General features: G+C 62.8%; 20 protein-coding genes. 5 read left to right on the plus strand and 15 right to left on the minus strand.

The features are described from left to right. Positions 1-6: 6 nt before the first annotated feature. Positions 7-747, plus strand: coding sequence for a 16S rRNA (uracil(1498)-N(3))-methyltransferase (locus M0D68_RS18535; protein ID WP_093635425.1), 741 nt, complete (start codon positions 7-9; stop codon positions 745-747). A gap of 90 nt (positions 748-837) precedes the next feature. On the opposite strand, the gene M0D68_RS18540 is transcribed toward M0D68_RS18535, so the two are convergent. From M0D68_RS18540 to M0D68_RS18550, 3 genes are all read right to left on the minus strand, one after another. After that, on the minus strand, positions 838-1,398 hold the full coding sequence (locus M0D68_RS18540; protein ID WP_093635748.1) for a barstar family protein: 561 nt from the start codon (positions 1,396-1,398) through the stop codon (positions 838-840). A 16-nt stretch (positions 1,399-1,414) separates the two neighbouring features. Beyond that, a complete protein-coding gene (locus tag M0D68_RS18545) occupies positions 1,415-1,831 on the minus strand; it encodes a ribonuclease (RefSeq protein WP_093635423.1) in 417 nt (138 codons plus the stop codon). A 417-nt stretch (positions 1,832-2,248) separates the two neighbouring features. After that, positions 2,249-4,588, minus strand: coding sequence for an NADP-dependent malic enzyme (locus M0D68_RS18550; protein WP_093635421.1), 2,340 nt, complete (start codon positions 4,586-4,588; stop codon positions 2,249-2,251). Between the two features lie 206 nt (positions 4,589-4,794). Here M0D68_RS18550 and thiL point away from each other — a divergent pair, with 206 nt between their 5' ends. From thiL to M0D68_RS18570, 4 genes are all read left to right on the plus strand, one after another. Beyond that, positions 4,795-5,793: a thiamine-phosphate kinase gene (gene thiL, locus M0D68_RS18555; RefSeq protein ID WP_200621380.1), complete on the plus strand. Its 999-nt coding sequence runs from the start codon at positions 4,795-4,797 to the stop codon at positions 5,791-5,793. Then, positions 5,783-6,355 (plus strand): phosphatidylglycerophosphatase A, encoded by a 573-nt coding sequence (locus tag M0D68_RS18560; protein WP_171926716.1) that lies wholly within the window; start codon positions 5,783-5,785, stop codon positions 6,353-6,355. Before thiL ends, M0D68_RS18560 begins: the two co-directional genes overlap by 11 nt. 89 nt (positions 6,356-6,444) lie before the next feature. Beyond that, positions 6,445-6,945: a CinA family protein gene (locus tag M0D68_RS18565; RefSeq protein ID WP_054034521.1), complete on the plus strand. Its 501-nt coding sequence runs from the start codon at positions 6,445-6,447 to the stop codon at positions 6,943-6,945. A 40-nt stretch (positions 6,946-6,985) separates the two neighbouring features. Beyond that, the gene (locus M0D68_RS18570) at positions 6,986-7,498 is read left to right on the plus strand and encodes a cupin domain-containing protein (protein ID WP_200621379.1); all 513 of its coding nucleotides are present in this window, start codon (positions 6,986-6,988) and stop codon (positions 7,496-7,498) included. A gap of 16 nt (positions 7,499-7,514) precedes the next feature. Here the strand turns inward: M0D68_RS18570 and pyrF are convergent, their stop codons facing one another. The 12 genes from pyrF to M0D68_RS18630 all read right to left on the minus strand — a co-directional run. Next, the gene (gene pyrF / locus M0D68_RS18575; RefSeq protein WP_200621378.1) at positions 7,515-8,330 is read right to left on the minus strand and encodes an orotidine-5'-phosphate decarboxylase; all 816 of its coding nucleotides are present in this window, start codon (positions 8,328-8,330) and stop codon (positions 7,515-7,517) included. A 138-nt stretch (positions 8,331-8,468) separates the two neighbouring features. Continuing rightward, entirely contained in the window at positions 8,469-9,521 is a 1,053-nt protein-coding gene (locus M0D68_RS18580) for an aldose 1-epimerase (protein WP_093635413.1), read from the minus strand. 216 nt (positions 9,522-9,737) lie between these two features. Then, positions 9,738-10,673, minus strand: a complete 936-nt coding sequence (locus M0D68_RS18585; protein ID WP_200621377.1) for an SMP-30/gluconolactonase/LRE family protein — start codon at positions 10,671-10,673, stop codon at positions 9,738-9,740. After that, positions 10,670-11,470 carry an SDR family NAD(P)-dependent oxidoreductase gene (locus M0D68_RS18590; protein WP_200621376.1) on the minus strand — a complete coding sequence of 267 codons (801 nt, stop codon included), beginning with the start codon at positions 11,468-11,470 and terminating at the stop codon, positions 10,670-10,672. The genes M0D68_RS18585 and M0D68_RS18590 overlap by 4 nt, the downstream gene beginning before the upstream one ends. 64 nt (positions 11,471-11,534) lie before the next feature. Next, positions 11,535-12,551, minus strand: coding sequence for an L-arabinose ABC transporter permease AraH (araH, locus tag M0D68_RS18595; RefSeq protein ID WP_200621375.1), 1,017 nt, complete (start codon positions 12,549-12,551; stop codon positions 11,535-11,537). Positions 12,552-12,605: 54 nt separating this feature from the next. Next, complete coding sequence (araG, locus tag M0D68_RS18600; RefSeq protein WP_093635405.1) at positions 12,606-14,141, minus strand: L-arabinose ABC transporter ATP-binding protein AraG; 1,536 nt, start codon at positions 14,139-14,141, stop codon at positions 12,606-12,608. Positions 14,142-14,364: 223 nt separating this feature from the next. Then, positions 14,365-15,363, minus strand: a complete 999-nt coding sequence (locus tag M0D68_RS18605) for an arabinose ABC transporter substrate-binding protein (protein ID WP_093635403.1) — start codon at positions 15,361-15,363, stop codon at positions 14,365-14,367. 173 nt (positions 15,364-15,536) lie between these two features. Next, positions 15,537-16,313 carry an SDR family oxidoreductase gene (locus M0D68_RS18610; RefSeq protein ID WP_200621374.1) on the minus strand — a complete coding sequence of 259 codons (777 nt, stop codon included), beginning with the start codon at positions 16,311-16,313 and terminating at the stop codon, positions 15,537-15,539. Next, the gene (locus M0D68_RS18615) at positions 16,310-16,990 is read right to left on the minus strand and encodes a 2-dehydro-3-deoxy-6-phosphogalactonate aldolase (protein ID WP_200621373.1); all 681 of its coding nucleotides are present in this window, start codon (positions 16,988-16,990) and stop codon (positions 16,310-16,312) included. Before M0D68_RS18615 ends, M0D68_RS18610 begins: the two co-directional genes overlap by 4 nt. A 36-nt stretch (positions 16,991-17,026) precedes the next feature. After that, positions 17,027-18,085, minus strand: coding sequence for a 2-dehydro-3-deoxygalactonokinase (locus M0D68_RS18620; protein ID WP_200621372.1), 1,059 nt, complete (start codon positions 18,083-18,085; stop codon positions 17,027-17,029). Then, a complete protein-coding gene (locus M0D68_RS18625; protein ID WP_200621371.1) occupies positions 18,082-19,062 on the minus strand; it encodes an IclR family transcriptional regulator in 981 nt (326 codons plus the stop codon). Before M0D68_RS18625 ends, M0D68_RS18620 begins: the two co-directional genes overlap by 4 nt. Positions 19,063-19,245: 183 nt before the next feature. Beyond that, positions 19,246-19,467, minus strand: a 222-nt coding sequence (locus M0D68_RS18630) for a hypothetical protein (protein ID WP_266224911.1), incomplete at its 5' end; no start/stop codon positions are given.

The following is a 19,467-nucleotide window of genomic DNA, read 5'->3' on the forward strand; positions in this document are numbered from 1 at the left end:
TTTCTGATGCCTCGCTTCTTCGTCGGTACGCCCCTCAAGCCCGACGACATCATGCCGTTGCCCGATGACGTCACGCGCCACATCCTCGTGCTGCGTTTGCAGCCGGGCGACTCGATCGTGCTTTTCAATGGCGAAGGCGGCGAATACAGCGCCGAACTCGTCGAGGTCGAACGCCGCTCAGCCAAGGTCAGAATTCACGAATTCCGCAATATCGAAGTGGAAGCGCCGTATCACCTCACCCTCGCGCAGGGCATCGCCGGCGGCGACAAGATGGACTGGCTCATCGAGAAGGCCGTCGAACTCGGGGCATCGTGTTTCGTGCCGCTGACCACCACGCGCAGCGTGGTGCGTCTTTCCGGCGAGCGCGCGCAGCGGCGCCACGTTCATTGGCAAGGCATCGTGCGCGCGTCGTGCGAGCAGTGCGGGCGCAATCGCCTGCCGGAAGTGATGCCGGTGCGTGAGATCGCCACGTGGCTCGGTGCGCTGCCTCGCACGCCTGAAGAAGGCGAAATGCGCATTCTGCTGTCGCCGCGCGCCAGCATCAGCTTTTCGGCACTGCCCGCTAATCCGCCGTTCGGGCGCGTAACCGTGCTGGTCGGCCCCGAAGGCGGTTTTTCGGCGGCGGAAGAAGCCGCTGCGACTGATCACGGATTTACCGCGGTCGGCCTCGGTCCGCGCGTGTTGCGCACGGAGACCGCCGGCATCGCAGTGCTCTCGGCATTGGCAGCCCGCTGGGGTGCCTGGTAAGCCGCAAGCAAAAACAAAAGCAAAGGCCCGCCAATTGGCGGGCCTTTCTCTTTCTTTTACAACGGTAGGTGGTGCTCAGGCCTACCTTACTTACGCAAACGAATAAAACACCCGGAACGCAACCTTGCGCTCGGCCCAAAACTCGGACGCTTCGCGGAACACGTCCAGTAGCGTCTCGCGCCCTTCCTTGTCGAACTTTTGCGCGACCGGCAACTGCTCAAGCACGATCACGAACCCGGGCTGCGCGCCTGCCTTATGGACCAGATCGGTCAGGCAATCGTAGAGCGCGTCGTAATTCTTGCCGAAATGCTTCGGAAACAGGAACGACGTAGCAATGGTCTCCAGCACTTCCTGTTTGGACTGTGCATTCGCGCAGTACGCGTACAGAAAGTGCTGGCCGAGCTGGTTGGCCTCGTCAGCGAGATCCTGCACGCGAAAGGCGCGGATCGACTGTACGATGTTCGGTCGTACGGTCTTGAAAAGACTCATGGGCTCCTCGTTCGATGAGAGCACAGTGCTGGCTTCGCTCTGGTTATCCCGGCCCTGGTCGCCGGCGCGCATTCGCATGACGCGCTGGAACAAATTGCCGTCGCCGGCCGCGAAAAGATCCGTCGCGACTCCGGAGTCGTGCGCGTAGACGTTGTCGCTCATGCCGTTCATCCCGATGTCATTCAACAATACGATTAAAACTGGTGTAATGGTCGTCCGAGTAATAGCAGTTGTCGGTCCGCTGTAGCGGACCTCCGCAGACGATGCGACGCGCCCCGCGGTTTCGTGAACGAGGCGTGGGAACGGTGTATTCGTGGTAAAAGCCGCGCCGATGCGGCGGTAGCAACCGTTCGCGATTGCCGAATACGATGCCGTCCTTCTCATACGGGTAAGGCCCGCCCGCGGCAATCAAGTTCAATGTATTGACCGCTTCGCGCGGCAACTGCGCCGCCGCGATAGTGCCCTGCACCTGAGCTTGTGTATCGGCAGATGCCGTGTAGTCGCGCGCAAACGCGCCAGGCACGGAGCCCGATACAGCGCAGAGCGTCAAAGCACCGATCAGCACGCCTTTAATGCGCAGCCACTTGCGTGCCATGAATCAAGGTTCCCCGCTGTTAGATCACGAGTTTGACGACCATGAAAGTCGTAAGGGTATCGCTAAAACCCCACAGAATCAACGTTCGCCGGACAGGCAAAAGCTTCCAATCGCGCGGGAAAGAGCCACGGAACGGGCTTTGACGACTTTTGACAGAATATTTAGCTTGTGCAGGCTAAAATTAACCCGACGAAGCAAATGAAGGCAGGCCCAAGCCCACTGGGCGCCCATTGCGCAGCCCATTCCCTCTAATGAAAGCCTTGGGGATCCGCAGTCTCTCGAAGGCGGAATGGTCTCATTCGGCCTTTTTAGGGTGGCTATCCCCTGTTCACCCGCAGGCGTGCCCATTGCGGGCACGCCTTTTTTTTGCATGGCGCCCAAATCAGGCGGCGCCACGCTTCAGTCCCGGATCAAGGATCAGCGGGCTGCGATCACGTCGGCAACCAGCAGCGCCGTCATGTTGACGATGCGGCGAACCGTGGCCGAAGCCGTCAGCACGTGCACCGGCTTGGCGGCGCCGAGCAGCATCGGACCAATCGCGATGTTGTTGCCCGCGGCGGTCTTCAGCAGGTTGTACGAGATGTTGGCCGCGTCGATGTTCGGCAGCACCAGCAGGTTCGCATCGCCTTCGAGCGTCGAGTCGGGCAGCACTTCGCGGCGCAGATTCGCGTCGAGTGCGAGGTCGCCGTGCATTTCGCCGTCCACTTGCAGGTCGGGTGCGCGCTCGCGCAGGATCGCCAGCGTGTCGCGCATTTTCTGCGCGGTCGGCGCATTGCTCGAACCGAAGTTCGAGTGCGACACCAGCGCGATCTTCGGTTCGATACCGAAGCGGCGCACTTCCTCGGCGGCCATGATCGTGATCTCAGCCAGCTGCTCCGGCGTCGGATCGACGTTCACGTGCGTGTCGACGAGGAAAATCTGGCGGTTCGGCAACACCAGCGCATTCATCGCCGCATAGACCTTCGCGCCTTGCTTCTTGCCAATGACCTGATCGATGAAGTGCAGGTGCCGATGCGTGGTGGACACCGTGCCGCAGATCATGCCGTCCGCCTCGCCCTTCTCCACCATCATCGCGCCGATCAGCGTGGTGCGGCGGCGCATTTCGAGCTTCGCCATCTGCTCGGTGATGCCCTTGCGGGACATCATCTTGTGATATTCCTGCCAGAAATCGCGGTAACGCTCGTCGTGGTCGGTGTTCACGACCGAGTAGTCCTGACCCGCGATCAGACGCAGGCCGTAACGCGCGATGCGCTGTTCGATCACCGCCGGACGGCCGATCAGGATCGGCTTCGCGAGCTTTTCGTCGACGATGATCTGCATCGCGCGCAGAACGCGCTCTTCTTCGCCTTCCGCGAACACAATGCGCTTCTTCTCCGGCTCGACGCCACGCGCCAGCTGGAAAATCGGCTTCATGGTCGTGCCGCTGTGATACACGAACTGCTGCAGATGCTGTTCGTACGCGTCCATGTCTTCGATCGGACGCTCGGCGACGCCCGAATCCATCGCGGCCTTCGCCACCGCCGGCGCGACCTTGACGATCAGGCGCGGGTCGAACGGCTTCGGAATCAGGTATTCCGGACCAAACGAAAGATCCTGGATGCCGTACGCCGTCGCGACGATATCGCTCTGCTCCTGGCGAGCCAGTTCGGCGATCGCATTGACCGCGGCGATCTCCATTTCACGCGTCACCGTCGTGGCGCCCGCATCCAGCGCGCCGCGGAACAGGAACGGGAACACCAGCACGTTGTTCACCTGGTTCGGGTAGTCCGTGCGGCCCGTGCAGAGCACCGCGTCCGGACGCACTTCGAGCGCCAGTTCCGGCAGGATTTCCGGGGTCGGGTTGGCCAGCGCCAGAATCAGCGGCTTGTCGGCCATCTGCTTGACCATGTCCTGCTTCAGCACGCCGCCGGCCGAGAGACCGAGGAAAATATCCGCACCGCCAATCGCCTCAGCGAGCGTGCGAGCGTCGGTTTCGCGTGCAAAGCGTTCCTTGTCCGGGTCCATCAGTTCGACGCGGCCCTTGTAGACCACGCCGGCCAGGTCGGTAACAGTGATGTTTTCGAGCGGCAGGCCGATGTCGACCAGCAGATCCAGACAGGCCAGCGCCGCCGCGCCCGCGCCGGACGCCACCAGTTTGACCTTCTTGATGTCCTTGCCGACCACCTTCAAGCCGTTGGTGATGGCCGCCGCGACGACGATGGCCGTACCGTGCTGGTCATCGTGGAAGACCGGAATCTTCATGCGCTTACGGCATTCGCGCTCGACGATGAAGCAGTCCGGCGCCTTGATGTCTTCGAGGTTGATACCACCGAAGGTCGGCTCCAGCGCGGCGATCACCTCGACCAGCTTGTGCGGATCGGACTCGTTCAGCTCGATATCGAATACGTCGATGCCGGCGAACTTCTTGAACAGGACGGCCTTGCCTTCCATGACCGGCTTCGAGGCGAGCGGCCCGATGTTGCCAAGACCCAGCACCGCGGTGCCGTTCGTGACGACGCCGACCAGGTTGCTGCGCGCGGTGAAACGGGCGGCGTTCAGCGGGTTTTCGACGATTTCCTCACACGCGAACGCGACGCCCGGCGAGTATGCCAACGCGAGGTCGCGCTGGTTGATCATCTGCTTGGTGGGGGCGATCGCGATCTTCCCGGGGGTCGGGAACTCGTGATAATCGAGAGCGGCTTCGCGGAGTTTGCTATTGACGGGAGTCGACATAAGGCGGGCTTCGAAGGGCGGATTAGAATAGATGTTCGACGGCATTGTAGCCCCAATTGCCGGCTCGATTCCTTCAATACGGGTACAACTGCCGCGACTGAAATATAGCGAAAGGCAGACATGGCACACGTTGGGCCAACCACTCGTTGAATCGGAGTTGAGCGCGAATAGAGTGTTTACCCGCGGGCGTCTCCGTACAATGCGCGCCGTTAGCGACTTTTCGTTGCACTTATCCGCTTACCCACTACCCCATGCTCTCTGAGTTTTCGCTGATCGATCGCTTCTTCGCCCGCCGCGCAGCCGCTGCGTCGTCCCGTACTGCTGAAGGCGAACTCGGCATCGGTGACGACTGCGCCCTGCTCGCGCCGCGCCCCGGCGAAATGCTGGCGATATCGACGGACATGCTGGTGGAAGGCCGCCATTTCTTTCCTGACGTTGATCCCGAGGCGCTCGGTCACAAGGCGCTCGCGGTGAACCTGTCGGATCTCGCCGCCATGGGCGCAAAGCCGCAGGCGTTCACCTTGGCGTTCTCCTTGCCCAAAGCCGACGAGGCGTGGCTCGCCGCCTTCAGCGATGGCCTCTTCGCGCTGGCTGGGCGCTACGGCTGCGATCTGATCGGCGGCGACACCACCGGCGGCCCGTTGAATCTGTGCATCACCGTGTTCGGCAGCGTGCCGTCGCAAGTTGCACTGCGCCGCGACGCCGCGCAACCGGGCGACGATATCTGGATCTCCGGCACGCTCGGCGACGCCCGTGCCGGGCTGGGCGTGCAGCGCGGCGAGTGGTCTGCCGATGCCAGCGACACTGCGACGTTTCGTCGCGCCCTCGAACGTCCCGAGCCGCGCATCTTCCTCGGTCTCGCGCTGCGGGGGATCGCGCATGCTGCGCTCGATCTCTCGGACGGGCTCGCCGGTGATCTGATGCACATCCTGGAACGCTCGGAGATGCAGGCCACGGTCGACGTCGACGCCGTGCCGCGTTCGGCCGCGCTACGCCGCCTCTCGCCCGAGATCCAGCAACGTTGCACGCTAGCCGGCGGCGACGATTACGAACTGTGCTTCACCGCCCCGGCCGCAGCGCGCGCCAAGGTCGAAGCAGCCGGCCGCGAGGTCGCCGTACCGGTCACCCGCATCGGTACAATAAGCGCTCTTCAAACGGCGGCCGACCGCCCGGCGATCGGCTGGCGCGATGCCGCCGGCGCGCCGCTCACTCTGACGTTGCAAGGCTTCGACCATTTCCATGCAGACTGATCCCCCGCTGGGCCCCGCCGACGATCTGATCGGCCATCCGCAGCCCAACGCGTCCGGCCCGCGCGCGCCGCGTCCTCAGCCGCGCCGCGCCACCGCGCGCTTCATGCTGTCGCATCCGCTGCACATTCTGTCGCTGGGCTTTGGCAGCGGCTTGTCGCCGGTTGCGCCGGGCACCGTCGGCACCCTGTTCGCATGGGCCTCGTTCGCCGTCCTGAGCCGTTATCTGACCGTGGTCGAATGGGGCGTGCTGATCGTCGCCGGCTTTTTCGGCGGCATTGCGATCTGCGGCTTTACCGCTAAGAAGCTGGGCACCGACGATCCGTCGCCGGTCGTCTGGGACGAAATCATCGCGTTCTGGCTGGTGCTGCTGATGGTCACGCCGGTCACGCTGACCGGGCAACTCTGGGCGTTCATCGTGTTCCGTTTCTTCGACATGGTGAAACCGCCGCCAATCGGTTATTTCGATCGCCGACTGAAAGGTGGTTTTGGCATCATGTTCGACGACCTGGTCGCCGCGTTCTTCACGTTGCTCGTGATTGCGCTCTGGCGCATGTCGGTTTAACCGTTGCCCGTCGGCTGGCGCCGGTCGGCGTTGGCCCGCCGGCTGCCGACAGCCTCCCGCAGCAGTTCCCCGTTTTCCGGATTGACGCCATGCCTACCGATTCCGTGGTTCACCAGCTTGCGATTCGCGTGAGCAACCGCCTGCGCGACGAGCGCCTGATGCTCGTCACCGCCGAATCCTGCACAGGCGGCATGGTGGCGACTGCGATCACCGATATTTCCGGCAGCAGCGGCTGGTTCGAGCGCGGCTTCGTCACGTATTCGAATCAGGCGAAGTCCGAGATGATCGGCGTGCCGGCCGACCTGATCGAAAAGCACGGCGCGGTCAGCGAACAGGTGGCGCGCGCGATGGCGGAGGGCGCGCTGCGCAACAGTCGCGCGCAGGTGTCGGTGTCGATTACCGGCGTCGCCGGCCCGGGCGGTGGAACGGAAACCAAGCCGGTCGGCATGGTGTCGTTCGGCTGGAGCAATCGGCTGCATACGTCCGTCGAAACCAAGGTCTTCAAGGGCGATCGCGAGAAGATCCGCGTGCAGGCCGCCGCGCACGCGCTGCGCGGTGTGTTGGCCCTGCTCGACGAGCGCGAACATTAACGTCTGGTTCAAAATCTGAAGCCCCGTCACGATGCCCAATATGTCGACTTCGCACGCAGCCAAAGACGAGTTGATCCGCCGCTTCGATCTGAAGCCGCATCCGGAAGGCGGTTTTTTCAGCGAGACGTATCGGTCCGCGGAGTCCGTGCGCCGCGATGACGGTTCAACGCAGACGCGCTCGGCGTCCACCGCGATTTACTACCTGCTCTGCGACGGCGCGCATTCGGCGTGGCACCGGATCAAGTCCGATGAGGTCTGGCATTTTTATGCCGGAGATCCCTTGAATGTTCACGTGCTCGACGAAACAGGCACGTTGATTACGCACACGTTGGGCAATGCGCTGACGCATCCGGATGCCGTGTTTCAGGCAGTGGTGCCCGCGGGTTTGTGGTTTGCCGCGGAATGCGCGGACCCGGCGACGTTCGCGCTGGTGGGTTGCACGGTCGCGCCGGGGTTTGAGTTCAGCGAGTTCGAACTGGCGGATGTCGAAGCGCTAAAAGCGCGGCATCCGCAGCATGCGGTGTTTATCGAGCGGCTGGGGCCGGTTACCTGACCGGCCTCACCCTCAATTACCGGAACGCATTGATCCGGTCACGCGTTTCCATCGCGGCCTTAGCCGCGGCTTCGGCGAAATCGTCATCCTTACCGGCGTAGATAATCGCCCGCGACGAGTTGATCAACATGCCCGTGCCGTTCGCCGTCCGGCCGGCGTTGACCGTCGCCTGAACATCGCCGCCTTGCGCGCCGATGCCCGGAATCAGCAACGGCATATCGCCGACGATCCGTCGCACCACTTCGATTTCCTTCGGGAAAGTCGCACCGACCACGAGCGCCAGTTGGCCGCTTGCATTCCACTTGTCCGCCGCCAGTTGCGCGACGACCTGATACAGCGGACGCCCGCCCGTCTCCAGGAACTGCAGGTCCGAGCCGCCCGCGTTCGAGGTCCGGCACAACACGATCACGCCCTTGCCCTCGTGCTCCAGATACGGCTGGATCGAATCGAAACCCATATACGGATTCACCGTCACCGCATCCGCCTGATAGCGCTCGAAGGCCTCGCGCGCGTACTGCTCGGCGGTGCTGCCGATATCGCCGCGCTTCGCGTCCAGAATCACCGGCAGGCCCGGGTGGTTCGCATGAATGTGCGCGATCAGCTGCTCGAGTTGGTCTTCCGCGCGATGAGCGGCGAAGTAGGCGATCTGCGGTTTGAACGACGACGCATAGGGCGCGGTCGCATCGACGATAGTGCGGCAGAAGTCGAAAATCGCTTCGGGACGGCCCGCGAGCGCGCCCGGGAATTTGCTGGGCTCGGGATCGAGGCCGACGCACAGCAGCGAGTTCGTGCGCTGCCAGGCGTCGTTGAGTGTCTGGATGAAATTGGACATGGTGAGTCTCGCGGCGAGCCAATAACGGAAGTGGCGCGTATTTTACCTGTCCTGCGCGACAAGCCGCGGCCACGCGTCATGCCGGTTCCGGCTGGGGCGTGACGATGCGTACGCCGTACCGCTCCGCCCTGCTCGCTCCTACTGACGCCGGCGCGAACCGCGCGCGCCCGGCATCGAGCGCAAACCCGTGCGTTCGACAGTAAAGCGAAAGGTGCGCGTGAGCCGTTCGCCGCGCGCGAGCATCGTCATCCCGTTCTCGCACGCGCCGCCCGCCAGATTCATCGCGTTGATCGGATGATCCACCGGCTCAAAGCAGAAGAAGTCTTCGCGTGGTGGCGTGTACAGCACGTAATAGTCGGTATCGGCGGCGATATTCAGCGACAGCCGCCGCTTCGGCCACACCACGGCCGCCTGTCCGCTCCAGCCCGTGAACGCGTGATTGACGATGGTTTCCGGCAGCGGATACGCCACGCCGAATTGCCACGCGGGCGGCGCCGGCACGTGACGCACCGGCAGCCAGTCGTCGCCGGAAAGCCACAGGCCGCCTGCCGCCGCCGACAGTTCGGTGTCAGCGTCACGCACAAAAAATGGATGCACGCCCAGCCCGAAAGGCAACGCCTCGCGGCCTGCATTCTCGATGTCCAGCGTGATGACGAGCGTGGGACCGTCCAGCGTATAGGTTTGCGTCGCGCGGAATGCGTACGGTTTGCCGTCGTGGCGATCGAGCGTCAGACGCACGTTTTCGCGATCCGACTCCGCGACCTGCCAGGCGGAGAGCCAACCGTCGCCATGAATCGGCAAGGCTTCGTCGGCGCGATTTTGCGGCACCTCGACACGCCGCCCAGCTACATTGAAATGACCACCGCCGATGCGATTTGAATACGGCAGCAACGGATAGCAGGCCAGCTGATTCGGCTGGGTATCCGAAGCGACGTGACGGCAGCGCCGGAAAATCGGCGTGAGCGCGCCGTCGTTACGCCAGTCGAAACGGGTGACGCCGCCGCCGAGCGTCGGCGCGACATCGAGGCGCAAATGCGCATTGGCGAGCGTGATGCACGCGAGCTCGCCGCCGCTCGTCTCACCGACCGCAACCGCAGAAGTACTGGGACCCGGAAGCACCGGATTGGCCGCCGCGTTGAGTCGCGCGCGCCGGCTCTGAGAAGAGGCGGAAACAGGATTCGCAACAGTCATATCTGGCTCCATCGAGAGGCGTAGGACGTTGCCGTCATTGCTGACGGATGCTGTTGGGCGATTTTTTTTGCACAGGTCGCCTCAGGGTCCGAACTGCATGCTGCCGATCTACTGCCGATTTGCTGGCACTTGGTTTGCGACATCAACGACTGGTTCAGTTCCAAAATCACTGCTCGACTGCACTCTGCCTTGCAACTGAGGCTGCGTCATTCTGCGCTATGTAGGCGCGCCCTGGAACACCGGTTCCGGCAAACCTTGTCGTCCGGGTGTTGCGATGAACACGCCGCCCGCATGAGAATCGCCCGCGAGCGCGGCGGCATCGAGATCGATACGCGCACTCGTGATGTACAGGGTGTCCAGTTGTACAGGCCCTGAAGGAAGTCCTCTTGAGGGGCCGCCAAACGCGACGCAACTCGGCTGCGCGGTCGGTACGTCGACACGCTCGGTTTCCACGCCATCGGGGCCATACCGCACCACTCGCCTGCCGCCCCACTGTGCGTTCCACACGCCACCATCACTGTCGACGGTCGAGCCGTCGGGCTCGCCGGTCGCGTCCGTCAATGTCGTAAAGACGCGGTCGTTGGCAACGCTGCCGTCAGCGCGATAGTCGCAGACGCGAATTTCACGCGTCGGCGAATCGCCGTAGTACATCGTCGCGCCGTCGGGACTGAACGCGATGCTGTTCGAGATCGCCGGTGCGGGCAACGGCAAACGCTCCAGCGACAAATCGTGATTCAGACGATAAAACCCGCCGATTGCCTGCAACGGCGAACCCTCGTCTTTCGTGCCGAATACGAAACGACCCTGACGATCGCAGCGGCCGTCGTTCACGCGCGTGTTCAAGCCAGGTTCGACGTCGACGATACGCCGCGTCTCGCCGGTTGTCAGATCGAAGAACGCGAGATGCGTCGCCAATCCGAGCAACAGGTAGCGCAGATCGGCGCACAACGCGAAACTCCCGAGACGCTCGGGCATGCGCCAGAACGTGCTCCCGCCGTCGCGCGGGTCATAGCGCCACAGCCGCGCGCCTTCGATGTCGTTCCAGTAGAAGCGGCCGGTTTTCGCGCACCACGTCGCGCCTTCGCCGAGCGTGCATTTCGTGTCGAGCAGCAGCGCCGCGCTATGTGCAGGCAAATCCGCCCCCGCACTCACGCCCAGCCTCCGTCGACGACGATATCCTGCGCGGTGATCATCCTGCTGTCATCGGCGGCGAGGAATAGCGCCATGCGGGCGAGATCAGCCGGCTCCAGTTCAGCATCGATACACTGACCCTCCTTGATCGAGCGACGGCCCGCATCGTCGAGCCACAAACGTTTCTGCTTTTCCGTCATCACCCAGCCCGGCACCAGCGTATTGACGCGAATATTGAAGTGACCGAGGTCGCGCGCGAGCCCGCGCGTCAGACCCTGCACTGCCGATTTCGACATCACGTACACCGGATAGCCGCCGTTCTTCAGCATCCAGCTGATCGAACCCAGGTTGATGATCGAACCCGCGTTCGCGGCTTTCATGTCCTCCATCACCGCTTGCGCCGCGAAGAACTGGTGACGGATATTCACCGCGATCCCCGCGTCGAAAAACTCGCGCGTCACGTCGCCAATCGCGTGGCGTTTGTCGTTCGCGGCGTTGTTCACCAGCACCTGAATCGGACCGAGTGCGGCCTTCACATCGGCGATCGCTTTTTGCAGCGCGTCGATGTCGGTCAGATCGCAAGGCAGGAACAGCGGCTTGTGTTTCGAGTCGCCGAGTTCGTCGGCGAGCGCTTCACCTGCGGTCGCGTCGATATCGAAGAACGCGACGCGCGCACCCTGCGCCGCAAAATGCTCGACGAACGATGCGCCGATACCGGTCGCGCCGCCCGTGATCAACACCGTTCGGTCGACGAGACTCGGATAGCGGGCAAACGCGTTGTCCGCGAGGCGGTCGTTTGCATTGGCCGGAGACGACATCGTTCGATTCCTTTTTAGAGCAAGGTGGGTGAGCCGCGGGTTTATTTCCGGGTTCAATCCCGGGTTAGTCCCGTGAGCCGCGGTTCTTCAACTGGTCGAGCAGCACAGCGGCGAGCAGGATCGCGCCACGCACGAGGTACTGATAGAACGCGTCGATGTTCATCAGGTTCATCACGTTCTCAACCGTACCCATGATCAGCACGCCGATCACGACACCGGAGATCGTTGCACGACCGCCGAGCAGCGACACGCCGCCCAGCACGCACGCTGAAATCACGTTCAGCTCGAAGCCTTCCGCCGCGTTCGGCTGGCCCGACGTAATCCGCGAAGCCAGAATCACACCGGCCAGCGCGGTGACGGCGCCCTGAATCAGGAAGATATAAACGCGCGTGCGTTCGACATTGATACCGGCAAGACGCGAGGCTTCCGGATTACCGCCGATTGCCAGCGTGTTACGGCCGTACACAGTCTGATTGAGCATCACACCGAACACGATGAAGCACAGCAGCGTGACCCAGATCGGCAGCGACACGCCGAAGAAGCTCAAACCGCCTAGCGCGATAAACGTATCCGACGACACGCCCACGGCTTGACCGTGCGACACGATAAAGCCGAGACCGCGAACGATTTCCATCGTAGCGAGCGTCGTGATCAGCGCGTTGATGCGCAGATAGGCGATCACGGCGCCGTTGACGAAGCCGATCACCGCACCCGCCGCCACCGCCGCAATGATTGCGATGAACGTATTACCGGTCGCATTCAGCACCATCGCGCACAGCACACCGGCGAACGCGACCGTCGACCCCACCGACAAGTCGAAATCGCGCGAGGCCAGACAGAACATCATCGTGCACGCGACCATGCCGATCTGCGAAATCGACAGGGCGAGACCGAGCATGTTCTCGATCGAGAAGAAGTGGTCGACCGTCAGCGACATCGTGATGAACATCACGATGAAGATCAGGATCAGGCTGTACTCGGTGATCTGCTGCCACCATTTCGCCTTGTCGTTGCCTTGCGGAATCAGCGCTTCGGCCGCATTTTTTGCGGCTTGTTGCGCGAGGTTTTCTCTGGCTTGCATGTTGAAGACTCCTCCCGTTCCCCACGGGTTGCCGGACTTTCGTCCAAATAATGTTCAGGCCGCTTGCTCGGTGGCTGCGGTTCCGGGCAGCGCTGTCGAGCTTTGCGGCAAGGCGAGGCCCAACACGGATTGTTCCGTTGCGTCCTTACGCGCCAGCTCGCCGGAAATCCGGCCCTGGCGCATCACGACGATCCGGTCGGACACGCCGAGCACTTCCGGCAATTCCGACGAAATCATCACGATCGCGCAGCCGCGTTCGGCGAGCTGATAAATCACGTTATAGATCTCATGCTTCGCGCCGACGTCGATCCCGCGCGTCGGCTCGTCAAGAATCACGACCTTCAGATCGGGCTCGGCCAGCCAGCGCGACAGAATCGCCTTCTGCTGGTTGCCGCCCGACAGAAAGCGGATCTTCTGACGACGGCTCGGCGTCTTGATCTTCAGCAGCTTGATAAAACGGTCGGCGGTTTCCGCCTCTTTCTTGCGATCGAGGAACATCCCGGCGCGCAGATAGTGACGGCGGCAACTGATATTGATGTTCTCCGACACGGTCGCCATCGCAACGATGCCCTCTTCCTTGCGGTCTTCCGGGCACAGCACGATGCCGTGTTTGATCGCCTCACCGGCGCTGCGCACCTTGATCGGCTTGCCGTCGAGCACGATTTCGCCGGCCTTCTTGTGATCCGCGCCGTACACCAGATGCATCAGTTCGCTGCGCCCGGCGCCCACCAGACCGAAGAAGCCGACGATCTCGCCACGCCGCACTTCGAAGCTGGCCGGCTGTGCGAGCGCATGACCTTCGATCGCTTTGGCAGCGAAGCGCACTTCGCCGAGCGGCCGTGACGAGTAGTTGTAAATGTCGGCGATTTCACGTCCGACCATTTCGCTGACAATGGTGTCGCGCTTCACGCCTTCGAGCGTCGGATGCGAAGCAATCTTGCGGCCGTCGCGGAAAATCGTGCAGGCATCGCACAGCTCGTAGATCTCGTCCATGCGGTGCGAGATGTAGATCATCGCGCGGTTGTCGGCACGCAGATCGCGCACCAGTTTGAACAGCACTTCTGTCTCGCGATGCGACAGCGAGCTGGTGGGTTCATCCAGTGCGATCACGCGTGCGTTGCGCAGCAGCGCCTTGCAGATTTCGACCATCTGCCGTTGCGCGATCGAGAGCTTGCGCAGCTTCGCGTTCGGATCCAGCGCCACGCCCATCGCTTCGAGGCGTTCGCGCACGAAGCGTTTGGCTTCGCGCTTGTTGACCCAACCGAGCGAGTTCGGCAACTGGCCCAGCAGCAGGTTTTCCGCGACCGTCAGATCGGGCACGTATTGCAGTTCCTGGTGAATCACCGCGATCCCCGCCGCGATCGACGACGCCGCGCTCGTGAAGCGCACCTCATTGCCGTCGATCATCACGCGGCCCGAATCGGGCTGGTATTCACCACCGAGAATCTTCAGCAGGGTCGATTTCCCTGCGCCGTTTTCGCCCATCAGGCCGTGCACCTGGCCGACGTTGACGTCGAAGGACACACCGTCGAGCGCGCGCACGCCTGGAAAGACTTTGCCGATATTGTCAAAACGTAGCGTCGCTGACACTTCGCCTCCTATGTCGACCGGTGTTAGCGCTTCAGCGCTTACTCCGGTCCCATGCAATTAATTGCTGCTTCGTGTGAACCGTGCGTGTTTTGCGAGGCAGTCACGCCAGCGGCAAACACGGTCTGTCTCAACTGCTGATCTTGTATTGCTGTTGCCGGCGCGCCCAATCCTTGGAGAAACGACGCACCGGCAGTTCACTTCATTTAACTACGCTTTCAGCCGATTAATTTGCCGCGAGGCCCATCTTCTGGCGCACATCGGCAACGTTGTCACGCGTAGCCAGCATGCCGGTCGTCAGCGTGAGCATCGGCGGTTCCTTGCCTTGCGTGATCCAGTCGTACATCAGCGTCGAGGTTTCTTCGCCGTGACGCTTCGGGCTGATGATGACCGTGCCGTAGAAGCCCGTCGGAGTCGGCTTCTTGAACTCGTTCAATGCCGAGTCCGAACCGCCGATGCCGATACCGATCATGTTGTCCGCCTTGAAGCCGCGGCCTTCCGCTGCGCGCACCGCGCCGAGCACGCCTTCGTCGTTCAGCGCGTAAGCCACCCAGTGCTTGAAGTTCGGGTTCTTCGTCAGCGCGATGTTGGCGGCGTTGAACGCGTTTTCCGTGTCGGTCTTCGCTTGCGGCGCGGCGATGATGTTCGCCTTCGGGAAGCCGGCGGCGACCAGCGCGTCGGTTGCGCCGCTCGTGCGGTCATGCGCGGTCGGCAGCTGTTCGTAGGTGACGTCGATTGCGCCGACGTCCTTCATGTCCCAGCCGCGCTTCTTGATTTCCGCGGCCAGGCCGTCGCCCACCTGCTTGCCGATGTTGTACGCCGAGATGCCCATATGCGGCACCGATGCGATCGGCTTGCCCGCGCCGTCGACGAGACGGTCGTCGACCGTCATCATCTTCAGGCCGTCGGCCTTCGCCTTGGCGACGATGCCCGGCCCGAGCTTGACGTCAGGCGTGCAGATCACAAAGCCTTGTGCCTTCTGCGCCGACAGGTTGTCGATAGCGCTCATCACCTTCTCGCCCGACGGCGCGCCGATCTTCACCAGCGTGAAACCCTTCTCCTTGGCGGCAATTTCGGCGAACTTCCATTCGTCCTGGAACCACGGTTCTTCCGGCTGCTTCACGAGGAAGCCGATCTTGACCGGGTCCGCTGCTTGCGCCACCGGTGCGTTGAAGAGCACACCCGTCGCCGCTGCTGCCAGCGTGAGGAAAATTCTTCGTTTCATAATGCGTGTCTCCTGACTAATTGATAACGAGAAGGTATCGGCCGCGTCTTCTTGTACCGGGTGTGACACACGCGGCCAGCGCGTCGTCCGGTGAAACCTTGCTGCTTTGTTCTTGCTGCCCGTTTGCTTCTTGTTGCGTTTCCCGCTTCCTGTTGCGTGCTGCCCCGCTACGTTCAGTCGTGATACACCGCCGAGCGGCCGCCATCCACGGTGATGCAGGTGGCGTTGATAAACGGCGCCTCATCCGAGGCGAGAAACACCGCCGTCATCGCTACTTCTTCCGGGCGGCCGATGCGCTTCATCGGTTGCAGAGCGAGCGTCGCCTGTTTCGCGGCAGCCGGATCGGCTTGTTCGTTCCACCAGTCGTGCGTCAATTGCGTTTCGATGTAGCCCGGCGCGATTGCGTTGACCCGCACGTTGCGCGGCGCGTATTCGATGCCGAGCGCGCGCGTCAATCCGATCACGCCATGCTTCGCGACCGGGTACGGAAAACATCCCGGAATGATCTTGAATGCATGTGTCGACGCGATATTCACAATGCTGCCCGAGCCTCGTTCGACCATGCCCGGCAACACCGCGCGACACCCGTTCCAGACGCCGTCGAGATCGACCGCGAAGCAACGGCGCCAGTCGTCATCCGTCATGGTCAGCGGATCACAGAACACGTTGATGCCGGCGTTGTTGACCAGTACGTCGACCGCGCCGAACGCCTGCTCGGCCTCGCTCACCGCATGCTGAACCGAGGCCGATTGCGTCACATCCGTCTGCACCGCCAACACGCGTGCGCCGGTTTGCGCCTTGATCTGTTGCGCCGTCTGCTGCGCGGTTTCGATATCGAGTTCGGCCAGCACGACCGCCGCGCCCTCACGCGCAAACGCAAACGCGATCGCCGCACCGATGCCGCGGCCGGCGCCGGTGATCAACGTGACTTTGTCGGCGAGCCGCTTCATTTCTTCGCGCCTGCACGGGCGATGCGCAACCCGTTGATGAACGCCTTTGCGTGCGAGGCTGTCACCGCCGCGCTCTGTCCCGGCTTGTACAGCGCCGAGCCGAGGCCGAAGCCATTCGCGCCGACGCTAAGGAACGGACCCATGTTGTCCGGCGTGATCCCACCAACCGGCACCAGCGGCACTTCCGCCGCGATCACCGCGCGCCACGCCTTCACGACCTGGCAGCCGAGTTGTTCGGCGGGGAACATCTTCAACACATCCGCGCCGTTTTTCAGCGCGATGAAGGCTTCGTTCGGTGTCGCCACACCCGGCGCGCAGGCCATGCCTTGCGCTTTCGCGGCGCCGACGACCTCCGGGTCGCTATGCGGCATCACGATCAGCTCGCCGCCCGCCGACTTTACGTCGTTGACGAAACTCGGATGCAGCACCGTGCCCGCACCGACGATCGCATCGGCCGGCAACACCTTGCGGATTGCCGCGATGCTGTCGAACGGCTGCGGCGAATTCAACGGCACTTCGACGATGCGAAAGCCGGCTTCGTACAGTGCCTGAGCGTGCTCGGCGGCATCGGCGGGCGTCACGCCGCGCATGATCGCGATCAGCGGACAGACCTCGAACGCCGCGATCAACCCCGCGTGCGGCATGTACGGGGCGGGCAGATTGATGTGAGGTTGCATGTCGATTCCTTGTTTCGTGAGCGGCGGCGCTGCCGGTTAGCCGGCGTGCGCCGCTTGCGGCGTAGGCTTGACGAGCCCCGCCTGGGTGGCGACGCGCCACAAGCCGCGCTCGGTGGCGTGCTTCACCAGCTCCGCATGCGTGCAACCGAATTGCACCAGTGCTACGCGATAGCGCTCGCACAGCGCTTCATTGCCAATCAGACGCAGATGCTGCCCGGCAAGCGAACTTTGCTGTTGCGACAGTGCGGCTTCGAGACCGGCCAGTTCGTGCCCGATCAGCAAACCCGACAGATAGTCCGGCTGCTGTTCGCGCGAAAGTTGTCCGGTGAGCCCGAGCGTGCGGGAGCTGAATACGGTAGCCAGCATGCCCGCCTGACCTTTATCGCGAGCGATGTTCACGCCATGCAGAAACGAAGCGGTATCCGGACGATCCGGCGTGACCATCGTGCGGCCGAGAATGGTGTGCTCGCGCAAAGCCGCGAACACTTCACCGGTCATGAAGGTATGAAAACGTTCGATGCGACCCGCTTGCACGACGGCCCATTTCGCGTGCGTGCCAGGCAAACCGATCAGTGCGCGCTTACCGCTATCCACTGCACCCGTGTCCTGCCCCAGCGCGCCGAAAATCTGGGTTTCTTCGCCGCGCATGACGTTAGGCAACTCGCCGCGCTGCAGGACGCCCGGCACGATGTGCAGCGTCACGCCGCACGCGGCTTTCACACGGACGATGCCGGCCACCAGCGCATCCGCATTCGCCGGCGCATCGACATACGGTGCTTCGAGCCAGCCTTGCGCGCTGCCGACCATACCGGCCGCGATCACCGACACGGCGGGCGCCTGTTCGAGCCAGGCGCCGCACGCGTCCTCGAAGGCGGCATCGAAGCCGCCTTGCTCGGCGCTACGGGGCAAATTCATGATGCCGGCCGTCGATGCCCGCGTCGCCAGCACCTCGCCGGCCGCGTCGTACAGATACGCGCGCAGCGACGTCGTGCCCCAGTCGAGCGCAATGAGCGCTGCGTCCTGGAAGGTAGTGTCGGCGACAGCGGCGGCGTGCACCGGATTGGCCGCTTGCGTGTGAGAACCCGCTCGCTTCATCGTTTGATCCTGCGGGTTGCCGGTTGCGGGGCACGCCAGCCGAGTTCTTCCGAGATCGCGCGCGCTTCGCGCTGCACGACCGGAATCAGTTCATCCATGCGTTCAAGCGACATATACGGAATCGTGCTCGCCACCGACAGCGCCGCCACGACTGCGCCCGATGCATCGCGCACCGGCGCTGCAACGCAACGGATCGACGCTTCGTTTTCTTCGAGGTCGAAGGTGTAGCCGCCGGCGGCGTAGTTGGTCATGCGCTGCATGAAGGTCTGCACATCGGGGCGGTTATCCGGCTTGAAACTGACGCCCGCGAGCGCACGCCGCGATGCTTCGAAGAGCGACTGCCAGACGTCCGGCGTGAGGTCGAGCATCATCGCTTTGCCGATCCCCGTCGACGCCAGCGGCATGCGGTGACCGACGCGCGAGCGCATTTCGAGGCCACGGGTGCCGGGGATCTTGTCGATGTACAGCACGTCGTCGCCATCGCGCACGCCGAGGTGGATCGTGTCGAGCGTTTGCTCGGCGAGCGATTCGAGATGCTGGCGGGCGACGGTCGTGAGCGGCATCTGTTCGAGTGCGATGGTGCCGAGTTCGATCAACTTCGGGCCGAGCAGATAGCCGCCCTGCACTTGCCGCAGATAGCGCGCCTGCACAAGGCTGCTCACCAGCCGATGCGTGGTGCTGCGGGTCGTGCCGAGCGCGGCGCCGAAGGTGCGCAGATCGCGCACGCCGGCGGCGGCGGCTTCCAGAATCGCGAGGCCGCGCAGCAGTGTTTGCGTGCCGGCCTGTTGCGGCGTGATGTCGAGCAACGTGCTCGGCAAGGCGATTTCGTCGACCACGGGCGGATGCTGGACGCTGGCGCGTGAAACCTTCGCAGCGTTGGCAGCCTGCCTCGGCGCGGCGCTGGAAGCGTGATCGGCCTGCGGCGCCAGATCGGCGTCAGATTCGCTTACGGCGTGATTGGGCATCGCTTTGTTCATGGCGATTCGCTTTCAGGTAGTTTTTTGCGCTTACAGCGCGGGGCCGGAGAGGGGGCCTGTTTTGCTCGCGGCGCGGGTGTTGCCACTGGCGCGGGCGTGCGGTTGCTGCCTTTGGGGCTTTGGCATGGTGTTTGGCTTGTCTCCGGTTTTTTTCTTGCTGTCGCTGGTCGTGGCTTTTTGAGCTCACGGTGCGTGTTGGTGTGGATTGTAGGGCGGTTTTTTGGAAATCTCCAATATGTGAATGTTTGATTCATATAATGGGATTTGGTCCTGCCGGGGGCTTGTGCTGTGGGTTTGCCTGCGGCGGTGGGGTTTTCTTGAGCTTGTTGTCTGCTTGGCGCTTTTTGTCTGTGTTCTTAGGGCTTTGGCCTTTCCTTGTTCTGGCTTTGGTGCCTTTCCTTGAAT

Origin of the sequence: Paraburkholderia sp. SEWSISQ10-3 4 (assembly GCF_030464785.1) — a bacterium.
Lineage (GTDB): Bacteria > Pseudomonadota > Gammaproteobacteria > Burkholderiales > Burkholderiaceae > Paraburkholderia > Paraburkholderia aspalathi.

Excerpts from the sequence above, each read along its gene's own strand:
- M0D68_RS18610 (WP_200621374.1), bottom strand. The coding sequence starts at position 16,313 with ATGAAGCGGCTCGCCGACAAAGTCACGTTGATCACCGGCGCCGGCCGC.
- M0D68_RS18550 (WP_093635421.1), bottom strand. The coding sequence starts at position 4,588 with ATGCCGTCGAACATCTATTCTAATCCGCCCTTCGAAGCCCGCCTTATG.
- M0D68_RS18540 (WP_093635748.1), bottom strand. The coding sequence starts at position 1,398 with ATGAGCGACAACGTCTACGCGCACGACTCCGGAGTCGCGACGGATCTT.
- M0D68_RS18605 (WP_093635403.1), bottom strand. The coding sequence starts at position 15,363 with ATGAAACGAAGAATTTTCCTCACGCTGGCAGCAGCGGCGACGGGTGTG.
- M0D68_RS18580 (WP_093635413.1), bottom strand. The coding sequence starts at position 9,521 with ATGACTGTTGCGAATCCTGTTTCCGCCTCTTCTCAGAGCCGGCGCGCG.
- M0D68_RS18565 (WP_054034521.1), top strand. The coding sequence starts at position 6,445 with ATGCCTACCGATTCCGTGGTTCACCAGCTTGCGATTCGCGTGAGCAAC.
- thiL (WP_200621380.1), top strand. The coding sequence starts at position 4,795 with ATGCTCTCTGAGTTTTCGCTGATCGATCGCTTCTTCGCCCGCCGCGCA.
- M0D68_RS18560 (WP_171926716.1), top strand. The coding sequence starts at position 5,783 with ATGCAGACTGATCCCCCGCTGGGCCCCGCCGACGATCTGATCGGCCAT.
- M0D68_RS18620 (WP_200621372.1), bottom strand. The coding sequence starts at position 18,085 with ATGAAGCGAGCGGGTTCTCACACGCAAGCGGCCAATCCGGTGCACGCC.
- araH (WP_200621375.1), bottom strand. The coding sequence starts at position 12,551 with ATGCAAGCCAGAGAAAACCTCGCGCAACAAGCCGCAAAAAATGCGGCC.
- M0D68_RS18535 (WP_093635425.1), top strand. The coding sequence starts at position 7 with ATGCCTCGCTTCTTCGTCGGTACGCCCCTCAAGCCCGACGACATCATG.
- M0D68_RS18625 (WP_200621371.1), bottom strand. The coding sequence starts at position 19,062 with ATGAACAAAGCGATGCCCAATCACGCCGTAAGCGAATCTGACGCCGAT.
- M0D68_RS18570 (WP_200621379.1), top strand. The coding sequence starts at position 6,986 with ATGTCGACTTCGCACGCAGCCAAAGACGAGTTGATCCGCCGCTTCGAT.
- M0D68_RS18545 (WP_093635423.1), bottom strand. The coding sequence starts at position 1,831 with ATGGCACGCAAGTGGCTGCGCATTAAAGGCGTGCTGATCGGTGCTTTG.
- M0D68_RS18615 (WP_200621373.1), bottom strand. The coding sequence starts at position 16,990 with ATGCAACCTCACATCAATCTGCCCGCCCCGTACATGCCGCACGCGGGG.
- pyrF (WP_200621378.1), bottom strand. The coding sequence starts at position 8,330 with ATGTCCAATTTCATCCAGACACTCAACGACGCCTGGCAGCGCACGAAC.
- M0D68_RS18590 (WP_200621376.1), bottom strand. The coding sequence starts at position 11,470 with ATGTCGTCTCCGGCCAATGCAAACGACCGCCTCGCGGACAACGCGTTT.